The 14,890-nt window shown below is 62.5% G+C and carries 10 protein-coding genes; 2 read left to right on the forward strand and 8 right to left on the reverse strand.

Translation table 11 applies throughout. The features are described from left to right. Nucleotides 1-46 precede the first annotated feature (46 nt). Nucleotides 47-2,326, forward strand: a complete 2,280-nt coding sequence (locus tag GL286_RS00685) for an NADP-dependent malic enzyme (RefSeq protein ID WP_155093636.1) — start codon at nt 47-49, stop codon at nt 2,324-2,326. A gap of 95 nt (nt 2,327-2,421) precedes the next feature. Then, nucleotides 2,422-4,326: a propionyl-CoA synthetase gene (locus GL286_RS00690; RefSeq protein ID WP_155093637.1), complete on the forward strand. Its 1,905-nt coding sequence runs from the start codon at nt 2,422-2,424 to the stop codon at nt 4,324-4,326. A gap of 18 nt (nt 4,327-4,344) precedes the next feature. Here the strand turns inward: GL286_RS00690 and aroA are convergent, their stop codons facing one another. Genes aroA through nuoL form a run of 8 tightly spaced genes read right to left on the reverse strand, consistent with a single transcriptional unit; the run spans nt 4,345 to nt 14,887 of the window. Further along, a complete protein-coding gene (aroA, locus tag GL286_RS00695; RefSeq protein WP_155093638.1) occupies nt 4,345-5,676 on the reverse strand; it encodes a 3-phosphoshikimate 1-carboxyvinyltransferase in 1,332 nt (443 codons plus the stop codon). A 55-nt stretch (nt 5,677-5,731) separates the two neighbouring features. Further along, complete coding sequence (gene trmB / locus GL286_RS00700; protein ID WP_155093639.1) at nt 5,732-6,433, reverse strand: tRNA (guanine(46)-N(7))-methyltransferase TrmB; 702 nt, start codon at nt 6,431-6,433, stop codon at nt 5,732-5,734. A gap of 36 nt (nt 6,434-6,469) precedes the next feature. Further along, the gene (locus GL286_RS00705) at nt 6,470-8,146 is read right to left on the reverse strand and encodes a ribonuclease J (protein ID WP_155093640.1); all 1,677 of its coding nucleotides are present in this window, start codon (nt 8,144-8,146) and stop codon (nt 6,470-6,472) included. After that, a complete protein-coding gene (locus GL286_RS00710; protein ID WP_155093641.1) occupies nt 8,139-8,918 on the reverse strand; it encodes a type III pantothenate kinase in 780 nt (259 codons plus the stop codon). The genes GL286_RS00705 and GL286_RS00710 overlap by 8 nt, the downstream gene beginning before the upstream one ends. A gap of 3 nt (nt 8,919-8,921) precedes the next feature. Further along, entirely contained in the window at nt 8,922-9,680 is a 759-nt protein-coding gene (locus GL286_RS00715; protein WP_155093642.1) for a biotin--[acetyl-CoA-carboxylase] ligase, read from the reverse strand. Next, the gene (nuoN, locus tag GL286_RS00720) at nt 9,673-11,172 is read right to left on the reverse strand and encodes an NADH-quinone oxidoreductase subunit NuoN (protein WP_155093643.1); all 1,500 of its coding nucleotides are present in this window, start codon (nt 11,170-11,172) and stop codon (nt 9,673-9,675) included. Before nuoN ends, GL286_RS00715 begins: the two co-directional genes overlap by 8 nt. Before the next feature lie 9 nt (nt 11,173-11,181). Next, a complete protein-coding gene (locus tag GL286_RS00725; RefSeq protein WP_155093644.1) occupies nt 11,182-12,723 on the reverse strand; it encodes an NADH-quinone oxidoreductase subunit M in 1,542 nt (513 codons plus the stop codon). Between the two features lies 1 nt (nt 12,724). After that, a complete protein-coding gene (gene nuoL, locus GL286_RS00730) occupies nt 12,725-14,887 on the reverse strand; it encodes an NADH-quinone oxidoreductase subunit L (RefSeq protein ID WP_155093645.1) in 2,163 nt (720 codons plus the stop codon). Nucleotides 14,888-14,890 lie beyond the last annotated feature (3 nt).

The following is a 14,890-nucleotide window of genomic DNA, read 5'->3' on the forward strand; positions in this document are numbered from 1 at the left end:
GTCAAAATTAGTTTAACGCTGAACCATCTTGAGAGGAGGTCGCGTCATGGAAGAACGCAGGCAGGATAACGCAAGACAGGCCGCGCTGGATTACCACGAGTTTCCCCGCCCCGGCAAACTCGAGGTTCGGGCGACAAAGCCCCTTGCCAATGGACGCGACCTGAGCCGGGCATATTCCCCCGGCGTGGCCGAAGCCTGCCTCGAGATCAAGGCAGACCCTTCGACCGCGGCCCGCTATACCGCGCGCGGCAATCTTGTCGCCGTCGTCTCGAACGGCACGGCGGTTCTGGGGCTTGGCAATATCGGCGCCTTGGCCTCGAAGCCGGTGATGGAAGGCAAGGCGGTCCTTTTCAAGAAATTCGCCAATATCGACTGTTTCGACATCGAACTCGACCAGCCCGATCCGGAAAAGCTGGCCGAGATCGTCTGTGCGATGGAGCCCAGCTTCGGCGCGATCAACCTTGAGGACATCAAGGCCCCCGATTGCTTCATCGTCGAAAAGATCTGCCGCGAGCGGATGAACATTCCGGTCTTCCACGACGACCAGCACGGAACGGCCATCGTGGTCGGCGCAGCCGCGACCAACGCCCTGCTGATCGCGGGCAAGAAATTCGACGAGATCAAAGTTGTCTCGACCGGCGGCGGCGCGGCTGGCATCGCCTGCCTCAACATGCTGTTGAAGCTGGGCGTCAAGCGCGAGAACGTCTGGCTCTGCGACATCGCGGGTCTCGTCTACGAAGGCCGCACCGAGCAGATGACGCCGCAAAAGGCCGAATATGCCCAGAAAAGCGATTTGCGGACGCTCGATGACGTGATCGACGGCGCGGACCTGTTCCTTGGCCTTTCCGGTCCCGGCGTGCTGACCACCGAAATGGTCGCCAAAATGGCCAAACGCCCGATCGTCTTTGCGCTGGCCAACCCGACGCCGGAAATCCTGCCCGAAGACGTCCGCTCGGTCGCCCCCGACGCGATCATCGCCACGGGCCGCTCGGACTATCCGAACCAGGTCAACAACGTCCTGTGTTTCCCCTTCATCTTCCGCGGCGCGCTGGATGTCGGCGCGACCACGATCAACGATGAAATGCAACTGGCCTGTATCGAGGGAATCGCGGCGCTGGCCCGTGCGACGACTTCAGCCGAAGCCGCCATGGCCTATCGCGGCGAAACGCTGACCTTCGGCAGCGACTACCTGATCCCGAAACCCTTCGACCCCCGTCTGATCGGCGTGGTTTCCACCGCCGTGGCCAAGGCCGCGATGGAGACCGGCGTGGCCTCGCGTCCGCTGGACGATGTGGACGCGTACAAGCGCCAGCTTGACGGCTCGGTGTTCCGCTCGGCCATGATCATGCGTCCGGTCTTCGAGGCTGCCGCGACCGTGAACCGCCGCATCGTCTTTGCCGAAGGCGAAGACGAACGCGTGCTTCGCGCCGCCAATGCCATGCTTGAAGAGACGACCGATGTGCCGATCCTGATCGGCCGTCCCGAGGTCATCGAGATGCGCGCCGAACGTGCTGGTCTGCCGATCCGCCCCGGCCGTGACTTCGAGATCGTGAACCCCGAAAACGACCCGCGCTACCGCGACTACTGGGGCACCTATCACGAACTGATGGCCCGCCGTGGTGTCACCCCCGAGGTCGCCCGCGCCATCATGCGGACGAACACCACCGCCATCGGCGCGGTCATGGTGCATCGCAATGAGGCCGACAGCCTGATCTGCGGCACCTTCGGGCAGTATCACTGGCACCTGAACTATATCAGTCAGGTGCTTGCCCGTGACGGTCTGCGCCCGCAAGGCGCGTTGTCGCTGATGATCCTTGAAGACGGCCCGCTGTTCATCGCCGATACGCAGGTCCATCACGAACCTACCCCGCAGCAACTGGCCGAAATCACCATCGGCGCGGCCCGCCATGTCCGCCGCTTCGGCCTGACGCCCAAGATCGCGCTGTGCTGCCACTCGCAATTCGGCAATCTGGATACGGATTCCGGCAAGCGTATGCGTGAAGCGATGCAGATCCTCGAATCTCGTAATCTGGATTTCGTCTTCGAAGGCGAGATGCATATAGACGCGGCGCTTGACCCGTCCGTGCGCGAACGCCTGATGCCCCACTCGCGGCTGGAAGGCGCGGCGAACGTGCTGGTCTTTGCCAATACCGATGCGGCTTCGGGCGTGCGCAACGCGCTGAAGATGAAGGCGACCGGTCTTGAGGTCGGCCCGATCCTGATGGGCATGGGCAACCGCGCCCATATCGTGACGCAATCGGTCACCACGCGCGGGCTGCTGAACATGAGTGCCCTCGCAGGCACTCCGGTCGGGCATTACGGTTAAGCCGCGCGACCGCAACACGCTCAGTCAAGAACCTCCTTGCCCGCAGCCCCGCTGCGGGCATTATTCATTCCGCACCTTTGGGAGGAGGAATGAGGATGGGTTATCGCGAGGTTTACGGCGCTTGGAAGGCCGACCCCGAGGCTTTCTGGATGCAGGCCGCCGAGGCGATCGACTGGGTCCGCAAACCCTCGAAGGCGCTGTTCGACGAAAACGCCCCTTTCTATGAATGGTTCTCGGACGGAATGGTGAATGCCTGCTGGAACGCGGTCGACCGCCACGTTTTGGCCGGTCGCGGCGATCAGGTCGCAATCATGCATGAAAGCCCCGTGACGCTTTCGACCAAGGGCATCACCTATCGCCAGTTGCAGGACCGCGTCGCCTCGCTTGCCGGTGCCTTGCGGATGCGTGGTGTCGAAAAAGGCGACCGCGTCATCATCTATATGCCGATGATCCCCGAGGCCGTCGTCGCCATGCTGGCCTGCGCGCGGCTGGGCGCGATCCATTCCGTCGTCTTTGGCGGTTTCGCCGCGCATGAACTGGCCGTCCGCATCGACGATTGTACGCCCAAGGCGATGATCGCGGCCTCCTGCGGGTTGGAGCCCGACCGGGTGGTGCATTACAAGCCGCTGTTGGATCAGGCGATCGATCTGGCCGCCCACAAGCCCGAATTCTGCGTCATCTATCAGCGCGAGCAGGAGGTGGCGAAGCTGGTCGAGGGCCGAGACTTCAACTGGCACGGCTTCCAATATGGCGTCCGCCCCGCCGAATGCGTTCCGGTCGAGGGCAACCACCCCGCCTATATCCTTTACACCTCGGGCACGACCGGCCAGCCCAAGGGCGTCGTGCGTCATACCGCCGGTCATCTGGTCGCGCTGCAGTGGTCGATGAAGAACGTGTTCAACATCGAGGCCGGTGACCGCTTCTGGGCCGCCTCGGATGTCGGTTGGGTCGTGGGACACAGCTACATCTGCTACGGTCCGCTTCTGGCCGGAGCCACCACCGTCGTCTATGAGGGCAAGCCCGTCGGCACGCCCCATCCCGGCACCTTCTGGCGCACGATCCAAAACAACCGCATCAAAAGCTTCTTCACCGCCCCGACCGCGCTGCGCGCCATCCGCCGCGAGGACCCCGAGGGCAAATGGATCAAGCGCTACAAGCTGCATGACCTGCAGGCGCTCTTCCTAGCTGGTGAGCGCGCCGATCCCGAGACCGTCGCATGGGCGCAGGAACATCTGGGCGTGCCGGTTATCGACAATTGGTGGCAGACCGAGACCGGCTGGCCCATCGCCGCCAGCCCTCTTGGCATCGAGGCCCTGCCGATCAAGCTGGGCAGCCCCTCGGTCCCGATGCCGGGCTATGACGTGCGGGTGCTGGACGAGGCGGGCGATCCGGTCTCTTCCGGCACGCTCGGGGCCATCGCCATTCGCCTGCCGCTGCCCCCCGGCACGCTGCCCACGCTGTGGAATGCCAATGAGCGGTTTCGCAAAAGCTACCTCGACCACTTCCCCGGCTATTATGAGACGGGCGACGCGGGCTATATCGACGAGGACGGCTATCTTTACGTCATGTCGCGCACTGATGACGTGATCAACGTCGCGGGGCATCGTCTGTCCACCGGCGCGATGGAGGAGGTGCTGGCCAGCCACGCCGCCGTCGCCGAATGCGCGGTGATCGGCATCGCGGACGAACTGCGTGGACAAATGCCGCTAGGTCTGCTCTGCCTCAAGGCCGGAATCGAGACGCCGCATGCTCAGATTGTGTCCGAGGTCGTGAAATTGGTGCGAGAACGCATTGGCCCCGTCGCGGCGTTCCGCACGGCCTGTGTCGTGAAACGCCTGCCCAAGACCCGCTCGGGAAAGATCCTGCGCGCCACGATGACGAAGATCGCTGACGGGGTCGAGTTCAAGACCCCCGCCACGATCAACGATCCCGCGATCCTTGACGAGATCCGGACCAGCCTGATTACACTCGGCTATCCCGCCGTCGCAAAGACGGGATAACCTTCGGGCGCGGAGCGCTCAGGCGATCTCCGCGCCAAGCGCCTTCATCAGCGGCAGAAAGTCCGGGAACGAGGTCGCAATCGGGCTGCCATCATCGACGCTGATCGGCTGATCCGAGGCAAGACCCGCGACCAGGAAGGACATGGCGATGCGGTGGTCGATATGGGTCGCCGCCGTTGCCCCGCCTTTCAGCCCCCCGGTGCCGTGGACGGTCATGCTGTCCTCGGTGGATTCGACTTTCCCGCCGTTGGCCACCAGACCGATTTCCATCGCGGCGATGCGGTCGCTTTCCTTGACGCGCAACTCGTGGACGCCCTGCATCACCGTCGTGCCCTCGGCGAATGCCGCGATCACCGAGAGGACCGGGAATTCGTCGATCATGCTGGCGGCGCGCTCGGGCGGAACGGTCACGCCTTTCAGCGGACCGTGGCGCACCAGCAGGTCGGCGACGGGCTCACCGCCCTCTTCGCGCGGGTTCTCGAAGGTGATGTCCGCGCCCATTTCCAGCAACGTGACATAAAGCCCGTCGCGGGTCGGGTTGCGGCTGACACCCGGCACACGGATTTCCGAGCCCGGCACGAGCAACGCAGCGGCGACCGGAAAGGCGGCGCTGGACGGGTCGCGCGGGACGGCAACGGGCTGAGGTTTCAGTTCGGGACGGCCGGTCAGGGTGATGACGCGGCCCTCATCCGTCGCCTCGGTGGTGATGGTCGCGCCGAAACCGGCCAGCATGCGCTCGGTATGGTCGCGGGTGGGCTCGGATTCGATCACCACGGTCTGGCCCGGCGCGTTCAGACCGGCCAGCAGCACGGCGGATTTGATCTGCGCGCTGGCGACCGGGGTCTTGTAGCGGGCGGGGACGGGTTCTGCCGCGCCCTTGATCGTCACGGGCAGGCGTTTGCCCTCGCGCGCCGTGACCTCGCAGCCGAAAAGCTCCAGCGGATCGGTGACGCGACCCATCGGGCGGCGCGAGAGGCTGGCGTCGCCGGTAAAGGTCGCGGTGATCGGAGTCGTCGCCATCGCGCCCATGATCAGGCGGACGCCGGTGCCGGAATTACCGCAATCGATGACGCCTTCCGGCTCGGCGAAGCCGCCGACGCCGACACCGTTCACTTTCCACTCACCCTCGCCCAGACGCTCGACCTGCGCGCCGAAAGCCTGCATGGCCTTGGCGGTGTCCAACACGTCCTGCCCTTCCAGAAGGCCGGTGATATGGGTTTCGCCCACCGACAGCGCGCCAAGGATCAGCGCGCGGTGGCTGATCGACTTGTCGCCGGGAATCTTCGCCTCGCCCTTCAAGGGGCCAGAGCGGCGGGCAATCATCGGCAGCGGTTCGGCGGAATGTGACATGGCAGGCCCCTCAAGTGATCGCCAAGGTGATAGCGGTCACGCAAGGGGCTTGCAATCAGCCCTTGCGACGGAAGGTCACGTAATGCGGCACGCGCCCTTCGCGCAGCGCCTTTTGTTCGTAGCGCGTCGACAGCCAATCATCCCAAGGCTCGGCGCTGTCATGGATCAGGTCGAAGCCCGCAGGCGGCACTTCCTCGCGTGTCTGGCGAATGTAATCGGGGATGTCGCTGGCCACGCGGAATTCCGCGCCCGGCTTCATCACACGGGCGAGCGGGATCAGATGCTCGGGCGTCACGAAACGGCGGCGATGGTGGCGCGCCTTGGGCCACGGGTCCGGATAGTTCAGGAAGGCCTTGTCGACCGAGTTTTCCGGGAACACATCCATCAGGTCGCGCGCATCGCCGGGATGGACGCTGACATTTTCGACGCCAGCCGCGCGGATCTTGCCCAGCAGCATGGCAACGCCGTTGATGAAAGGCTCGCAGCCAATCACACCGACTTCCGGATAGCGGGCGGCCATGTGGACCATATGCTCGCCGCCGCCGAAGCCGACCTCCAGCCAGACCGGACGGTCATCGCCGAAGATCGTGCGCGGCTCGACCGGCGCACGCTCGGGATTGTCCTGCACGGTGATGCCGCGCGGACGCAATGTGCCCAAGTCCTCGGACAGGTAGCCTTTCTGGCTTTGCCGCAGGGTCTTGCCGTGACGGCGGCCATAGAAATTGCGGCGCGGGGGATTCGGATCGAATTCGCTCATGCCGCGCCCATAGAAAGGGCGCGGCGTAAGGTCAAGTCATTCCGCAGCGAGTCGCGAAATGATCACCGTCACTTCGGGCTTTTTGCCGATTTCTTCCATCGAAACCTGACGGGTGATCTTGCGGATCGCCTCTTCGAGACGGTCGTCGTTCATCACCGTGCGGCTATCGACCCGCTCGAGGAACTCGGCCAGTTCGGCTTCGATATTGTCGGACAGCGGCACACCGGCCCGACCCGTTTCGGGCAGACCCGACAGTTCCACCCATGCGTCGGGAAGCGCGTTATCGTCCTCGTCAACGATGACCGAGACCATGACCCGACCGTTCAGCGCCATGCGGATACGGTCGCGGACAACCCCGTCCATCGCGCCGATCAGAACATTGCCGTCCAGATACAGGCGACCGGTATCGATCTGGTCGACGACCCGCGGCTTCTCGCCCGCCAGATCGACCATCGTGCCGTTCGTCACCACCATCGAGGGAATGCCGCGCGCTTGCGCAAGTTTCGCGTGCTCACGCAGATGCATATGTTCGCCATGCATCGGGATCACGATCTGCGGCTTCAACAGGTCATGCACCGCTTCGATATCAGGGCGGTTCGCGTGGCCCGAAACGTGGTACAGCCCGTCATCGGCATCATACAGATCCACGCCGGCCTCGCTCAGCTGGTTCTGGATGCGGATCACACCGCGCTCATTGCCAGGAATGGTCCGCGAGCTGAACAGGAAGCTGTCGCCTTCTTTCAATTCGATGCCCAGATAGCGTCCACGCGACAGTTGCGCGCTGGCGGCGCGGCGTTCGCCCTGACTGCCGGTCACGATCAGCATGACCTTGTTGCGCGGCAATTCTGCCGCTTCTTCGGGGCTGATGACCGCAGGAAAGTTGTCCAGGATACCCGTCTCGATCCCGACGGTGACCATGCGGCGCATGGCACGGCCCAGCAGACAGATCTTGCGCCCCGCGGCAATGCCCGCGTCAGCCAGCGTGCGCAGTCGCGCGATGTTGCTGGCAAAGGTCGTGGCCACAACCATCTGCGGCTGTGCCATGACGAAATCCAGAATCGGATTTGCCAGAACGGCTTCCGACCGCCCCGGATGCGTCGCGAAGATATTGGTCGAATCGCAGGTCAGGACTTTAACGCCCTGCCCTTCATTCGCGATTTCGCGCCACAGGATCGGATCGAACCGCTCGCCGACGACCGGAGTGCCGTCCAGTTTGAAATCGCCCGTATGCACGATCCGGCCCGCAGGCGTATCGATGACCAGCGCCGAGCTTTCCGGAATCGAGTGGCTGACCGGAACGAACTGCACCTGGAACGGCCCTGCCGAGATCGTCTCGGGGCGCGCCGCGTGGATCTCGATCTGGTCGACGGGCTGACCCATTTCCTCAAGCTTGAGACGCGCCAGAGCACCGGTGAAGCGGCGGCAATGCACCGGCTTCTTGATCTTGCCCCACAGCAGACCCAATGCGCCGACGTGATCCTCATGCGCGTGGGTGATGAAAATCGCCTCGATGCGATTGCGGTTATCTTCCAGCCAGGCAACATCGGCCATGATCAGGTCGATGCCCGGTGCGGTTTCCATGTCGCCAAAAGTCACGCCCAGATCGACAACGATCAGGCGCTCCTTGCCCGGTTCGCCGTAACCGTAGACATAGGCGTTCATGCCGATTTCGCCCGCGCCGCCCAGCGGCAGATAAATCAGGCGCTCAGCCATTGGCCGTCTCCTTGTTGTAATCGTGGATCAGGCGCAGGCCGTGCATGGTCAGGTCATCCTCGATCGCGTCGAACAGATCAAACCCTTGATCGAAGAGTGGCGCAAGTCCGCCGGTTGCAATGACTTTCATTGCCCGCCCGCGTTCCTGCCGGATCTTCTCGACGATCCCTTGCACAAGGCCGATATAGCCCCAGAAAATGCCTGACTGGATGCAGGCAACGGTATTCGTTCCGATCACCTTTGCAGGCATCGTGACATCGACATGCGGAAGACTGGCCGCACCCATATGCAGCGCCTCGAGCGACAGGTTCACACCCGGCGCAATGACGCCTCCGACATAGGCACCGTCCGTATCGACCACATCGAAGGTCGTGGCGGTGCCGAAATCCACAACGATCAGGTCCGGTCCGTGGCGATCGAACGCGCCGATGGTGTTCACCAGCCGGTCGGGACCAACCACGGTGCCCTGATCCACCCGCGGCGCCACCGGCAGCAAGCAATCCGGCTTGCCGACGACCAACGGGCGCGTGTCGAAATAGCGGTTGCATAGCACGCGCAGGTTGAAAACAACGCGCGGCGCAGTTGAACTGATGATGCAATCCGTGATGTCCAGTTCGAACTTCTGGACCGACATCAATGTGGACAGCCAGACGAAATATTCATCTGCGGTGCGGCGGTGATCTGTCGCGATCCGCCACATCGCCAGGAATTTCTTGCCGTCCCAGACCGAGAAGACCGTGTTGGTATTGCCGGTGTCGATGCAAAGCAACATCCGTCACACTCCGAAAAAGACGTCGGCCGCCGGCAGCACCTGCCGACCGGACGGAGTTTTCAGGATCAGGGCACCCGAACTGTCGATCCCCTCGAACACGCCTTGCGCCTCGGTCACGCCGGTGCGGGCCACGATGGTTTCACCCAATCTTGCGGCACGAGCCAGCCAGGCGTTGCGGATGGGTTCGAAACCATAGGTCTCAAGCTGCTCAAGCCAGCGCGCAAAGGCAGGGGCGAGCAGATCGAGAAACTCCTCGGGCGGGACGGCGAAGCCCGTCTCGCCCTGCACCGATACCGGAGTAACCGCGCGGCTTTCGACTTCGCTGGCTGACGGAGCCGCCGCCAGATTCACGCCGATGCCGACCGCAAGCGCGTGGATCTCACCTCCATGCCCGATGCTTTCCAGCAAAATGCCTGCGACCTTGCCGCCATTCAGCAACAAATCATTGGGCCATTTGATCCCGAGCCGCGCCGACGGCCCGCAGGCATCGGTCAACGCATCGTAAAGCGCCAAAGCCGCGACAAAGGAAATCTGTGCAGCGGCGGCAGGCCCGCCTTTGGGCCGCAAGAAGAGAGTGCCGGCGAAGTTACCCGCCGGCATGACCCATTCCCGTCCACGGCGGCCGCGCGCGGCCACCTGTTCATGTGCAAGGATCCAGACGGGACCGCTCAGCACCGGAGCAAGGCGCATCGCCTCGGCATTGGTGCTGTCGGTACGGGCCAAGACATGCCGGCCCACGCCATGGGGCCAGGTTTCACTCAACGTGTTCGGGCTCGGCCGGAAGCGTCACCTCGGCAGAAGCCGACGTGTTCGGACCCGCCACCAGCGTTTCGGCGGCACGGCCAGCAGCTGTATCGACACCGAACATGGTGATCGCGCCAACGATCATCAGAGCAGCCGGGACCATCAGCGCCAGATACTGGATCGCGCTCATGCGGCTGGTCACGCCATCGCTCTCGGCACCGAAATACATGTAGTAGACGATGCGCAGGTAATAGAACGCGCCGATGACCGAGGCGATCACGCCCAGCACCGCCAGCCAGCCCATGCCCGCATCGACCGCTGCGTTCAGCACACCAAACTTGGCGAAGAAGCCAAGAGTCGGCGGCACGCCAGCCAGCGAGAACATCAGGACCAGCATGGCCAGACCCTTGGCCGGATCGGTCCAGGCGAAGCGGTTCAGCGATGCCAGATCGGTGACCGGTACGCCGTCACGCTCGAGCGACAGGATGAAGGCGAAGGTGCCGACATTCATGACCGCATAGATGGTCATGTAGATCAGCATCGCCTGCACGCCGACAACCGACCCCGAGGCCAGACCGACCAGTGCGAAGCCCATATGCGCAATCGACGAATAGGCCATCAGGCGTTTGACATTGGTCTGGCCGATACCGGCGATCGAACCAAGGAACATCGACATCACGGCCAGCGCGGCGATGATCTGGCTCCAGTCATCCACGACCTGACCGAAGGCGTCAAAGACCAGACGCGCGATCAGGGCCATGGCTGCAACCTTGGGGGCCGAGGCGAAGAAAGCCGTGACAGGGGTCGGCGAGCCTTCGTAGACGTCCGGCGTCCACATGTGGAACGGCACTGCCGAAACCTTGAAGGATAGACCGACCAGCATGAAAACCAGACCGAACAGCACTCCGATCGGAAGCTGGCCGCCCTGCATCGTAGCGATGATACCGGCGAAGTTGGTCGTGCCAGCAAAGCCGTAAACCAGCGATGCACCATATAGCAGCAGACCCGAGCTGAGCGAGCCCAACACGAAATACTTCAGACCTGCCTCGGAGGAACGCGCCGAGTCCTTGCGCATCGCAGCAACGACATACAGCGCCAGCGATTGCAGTTCGAGGCCCATATACAGCGTCAGCAGATCGCCCGACGAAACCATCAGCATCATGCCGATGACGGACAGGGTGACGATGATCGGGAACTCGAAGCGCAGCATGCGGCGACGGTCAAGGTAGTCGACACTCATCGCAAGCACGGCCGCGGCCGAGACCAGCATCACCACCTTGGCGAAGCGCGAGAAAGCGTCATCGATGAACATGCTGTGGAAGGCCACATTGTCCACGCGATTGCCAAGACCGACCATGGCCGCGACGATCAGGAAGGCAATGACGGTGGACCAGAGCAGCGTCCGGGCCAGCTTGTCCTTGCCGAGATAAGCTCCGACCATCAGGGCGGCAAGCGCGTATCCGGCCAGCAGCGCCTCGGGCAGAATGGTCGTGAAATCGAGCGAGGTCATATCCGCCCCCTAGTGGCTGGCTTCAGCCGCGGCGGTTTCCACCACCGGCTGGCTTTGGTTGTAGTCATTGAGCAGCGCGGCGACAGCCGGGCCGGTCACATCGGTCACAAGGCGCGGGTAGACACCCAGGATCAGCGTCATCGCGATCAGCGGCACAAAGATCCAACGCTCGCGCGAGGTCATGTCCGAAATCGACCGCAGGCTTTCCTTGATCAACTGGCCCAACGTCACGCGGCGATACAGCCACAGCGCGTAGGCCGCCGAGAAGATTACGCCCGTCGCCGCAACCAATGCGACCCAGGTATTCTCGCGGAAAGCACCCATCAGCGTCAGGAACTCGCCCACAAAGCCCGAAGTGCCCGGCAGGCCCACGTTTGCCATGGTGAAGAACATGAAGACAGCAGCATATGCGGGCATCCGGTTGACCAGACCGCCATAGGCGTCGATCTCGCGGGTGTGCATGCGGTCGTAGATCACGCCGACGCAAAGGAACAGCGCGCCCGAGATGAAGCCGTGCGACAGCATCTGGAAGATCGCGCCATCGACGCCGACCTGATTCGCGGCAAAGATCCCCATTGTTACGTAGCCCATGTGGGCAACGGACGAATAGGCGATGACCTTCTTCATGTCCGACTGCGCCAGAGCCACCAGCGAGGTGTAGACGATGGCGATGGCCGACATCCAGAACACGACCGGCTGCATGATATCCGAAGCGACGGGGAACATCGGCAGCGAGAAGCGCAGGAAGCCGTAACCGCCCATCTTCAGCAGAACCGCGGCCAGCAGGACGGAACCCGCGGTCGGGGCTTGGACGTGCGCGTCGGGCAGCCATGTGTGGACCGGCCACATCGGCATCTTGACCGCGAAGCTGGCAAAGAAGGCAAGGAACAGCAGCATCTGCGTGCCGCCCAGAACCGTGACGCCAAGCAGACGGTAGGTGGTAGACGGGAAGTCGAACTGCAGCAGTTGGACGATATCCGTGGTCCCCGCCATGCGATACATCGAGATCATCGCAACCAGCATCAGCACCGAGCCGAGGAAGGTATACAGGAAGAACTTGAAGGAGGCATAGATGCGGTCCTTGCCACCCCAGATCCCGATGATCAGGAACATCGGGATCAGGCCCGCTTCGAAGAACAGGTAGAACAGCACCAGATCCAGCGCGGTGAACACGCCGATCATCAGACCTTCCAGCACGAGGAAGGCGATCATGTATTCCTTGACCTTCGTTTCGACCGTCCAGCACGAAAGGATCGTCAGCGGCATCATGAAGGTCGTCAGGGCAACGAACAGGACCGAAATCCCGTCAACGCCCATCTTGTAGCGCAGCCCCATGATCCACGCGTGGTCCTCGACGAACTGGAAACCGGTATTGGCCGGATCGAAGCCGAAAAGCACGAAAAGCGAGATCAGGAAGGTGGCCGTCGTCGCCAGAAGCGCAAACCATTTGGCATTGCGCGCCGCCGCATCGTCCTGACCACGCAGGAAAAGGGCCATGATCCCTGCCGCGATGATAGGCAGGAAGGTAATGATGGAAAGAAGGTTCGTCATATCAGTGCGCGCCCCGCATCATCACCCAGATCAGCAAGCCCACGATGCCCAGCACCATCGCGAAGGCATAGTGGAACAGATAGCCCGATTGCACCCGGACCGCCGCGCGCGTCAGGCGCGGGATAAGGCCCATGGCAACCCCGTTGATCGCCCCGTCGATCGTGGCCCCGTCGCCCTTTTTCCAAAGGATGCGACCAAGGCAAAGCGCCGGGCGGACGAAGATGAAGTTGTAGATTTCGTCGAAGTACCACTTGTTCAGCAGGAACTGGTAAAGCGCGGGCTGGGCCTTTGCGAGGCGCGCCGGCGTTTCCGGACTGCGAATATAGAAGATCCATGCGGTGAACAGGCCGATCAGCATGGCGATAAAGGGCGAGGCCTTGACCCATGCCGGAGCATGGTGGGCCTTGTCCATGATCTCCATTCCCGGACCCATGAAGATCGCGCCACCAACCGGAGCAGCAACCTCGGCATGCTCGGTCGCGCCGTGATCCGCAGCAGCCGGAGCGCCATGGGCCTCAGCAACAGCCGCGGCATGTTCGGTCGCGGGGGCCGCATGTTCGGTCGCAGCATGCTCGACCGGAGCCGTGCCGTGCTCAGCGGGGGCCGCGGCGTGACCTTCCTCGGTCGCTTCATGAGCGACGGGCATATGGAAGAAGCTGGTGACCTTATGATGGTCGCCGAAGAACGGACCATACCAGACCATACCGGCAAAGACCGCACCGACAGCCAGAACGCCCAGCGGGATCGTCATGATGGCGGGGCTTTCATGGGCATGTTCATGCGCATGGTGATCGCCCCGTTCCTTGCCGAAGAAGGTCAGGAAGATCAGGCGCCACGAATAAAAGCTGGTGAAGCAGGCCGCGATGACTAGCATCCAGAAGGCGTAGCTGTTGCCAGCATAGGCGCTCTCGATGATGGCGTCTTTCGACAGAAAGCCAGCAAAGCCGATATGGGTCAGCGGGATGCCGACGCCAGTAATGGCGAAGGTACCGATCATCATGGCCCAATAGGTCAGCGGGATCTTTTTGCGCAGGTTGCCATAGTTCCGCATATCCTGCTCGTGGTGCATCGCGTGGATGACCGAGCCGGCGCCAAGGAACAGCATGGCCTTGAAGAAAGCGTGGGTCAGCAGGTGGAACATGGCGGCGGAATAGACACCGACGCCAGCGGCCACGAACATGTAGCCCAGCTGCGAACAGGTCGAATAGGCGATGACGCGCTTGATGTCGTTCTGCACCAGACCGACGGTCGCGGCGAAGAAGGCGGTCGTCGCACCGACGATCACGATGAAGTTCTTGGCGTCCGGCGCGAATTCATACAGCGGCGACATACGGCAGACAAGGAAGACGCCAGCCGTAACCATGGTCGCGGCGTGGATCAGCGCCGAAACAGGGGTCGGGCCTTCCATCGCGTCCGGCAGCCAGGTGTGCAGCAGAAGCTGTGCCGATTTGCCCATGGCGCCGACGAACAGCAGGAAGCCAAGCAGGTTTGCGGCGTTCCACTCGGTCCACAGGAAATGCATCTGGGTCTGCGCGATTTCCGGCACTTGCGCGAAGATCGCATCGAACTGGATCGAACCGGTCAGCCAATACAAGCCGAAGATGCCCAGCAGGAAGCCGAAGTCGCCGACGCGGTTGACGATGAAGGCCTTCATCGCGGCGGCGTTGGCGCTGGCTTTCTTGTAGTAGAAGCCGATTAGAAGATACGAGGCGACACCGACGCCCTCCCAGCCGAAGAACATCTGCAGCAGGTTGTCGGCGGTCACCAGCATCAGCATGGCGAAGGTGAAGAACGAGAGATAGGCGAAGAAGCGCGCCTTGTAATGCTCGTGATGGTGATCCCAGTTATCGTCATGGGCCATGTAGCCCATTGAATACAGGTGCACGAGCGCCGAGACGGTCGTCACAACGATCAACATGATCGCGGTCATCCGGTCCAAACGGATCGCCCATTCGGTGACGAAATCGCCGGAAACGACCCAGTCCAGCACCGGAATGTGACGCGTCACACCGTCAAAGCTGAGGAACAGATACCAGCTGATGAGGCAGCACAGGAACAACAGACCCGTTGTCAGGACCTGTGCGGCTTTCTCGCCGATCATGCGCCAGCCGAAGCCGGCAATCAGCGACCCGAGAAGGGGCGCGAAGAGGACAATTTTTTCCATACC

The organism is Paracoccus aestuariivivens (assembly GCF_009711225.1).
Classification (GTDB): Bacteria; Pseudomonadota; Alphaproteobacteria; order Rhodobacterales; family Rhodobacteraceae; genus Paracoccus; species Paracoccus aestuariivivens.

Excerpts from the sequence above, each read along its gene's own strand:
- GL286_RS00710 (WP_155093641.1), bottom strand. The coding sequence starts at position 8,918 with ATGTTGCTTTGCATCGACACCGGCAATACCAACACGGTCTTCTCGGTC.
- GL286_RS00690 (WP_155093637.1), top strand. The coding sequence starts at position 2,422 with ATGGGTTATCGCGAGGTTTACGGCGCTTGGAAGGCCGACCCCGAGGCT.
- nuoL (WP_155093645.1), bottom strand. The coding sequence starts at position 14,887 with ATGGAAAAAATTGTCCTCTTCGCGCCCCTTCTCGGGTCGCTGATTGCC.
- aroA (WP_155093638.1), bottom strand. The coding sequence starts at position 5,676 with ATGTCACATTCCGCCGAACCGCTGCCGATGATTGCCCGCCGCTCTGGC.
- GL286_RS00725 (WP_155093644.1), bottom strand. The coding sequence starts at position 12,723 with ATGACGAACCTTCTTTCCATCATTACCTTCCTGCCTATCATCGCGGCA.
- GL286_RS00685 (WP_155093636.1), top strand. The coding sequence starts at position 47 with ATGGAAGAACGCAGGCAGGATAACGCAAGACAGGCCGCGCTGGATTAC.
- nuoN (WP_155093643.1), bottom strand. The coding sequence starts at position 11,172 with ATGACCTCGCTCGATTTCACGACCATTCTGCCCGAGGCGCTGCTGGCC.
- trmB (WP_155093639.1), bottom strand. The coding sequence starts at position 6,433 with ATGAGCGAATTCGATCCGAATCCCCCGCGCCGCAATTTCTATGGCCGC.
- GL286_RS00705 (WP_155093640.1), bottom strand. The coding sequence starts at position 8,146 with ATGGCTGAGCGCCTGATTTATCTGCCGCTGGGCGGCGCGGGCGAAATC.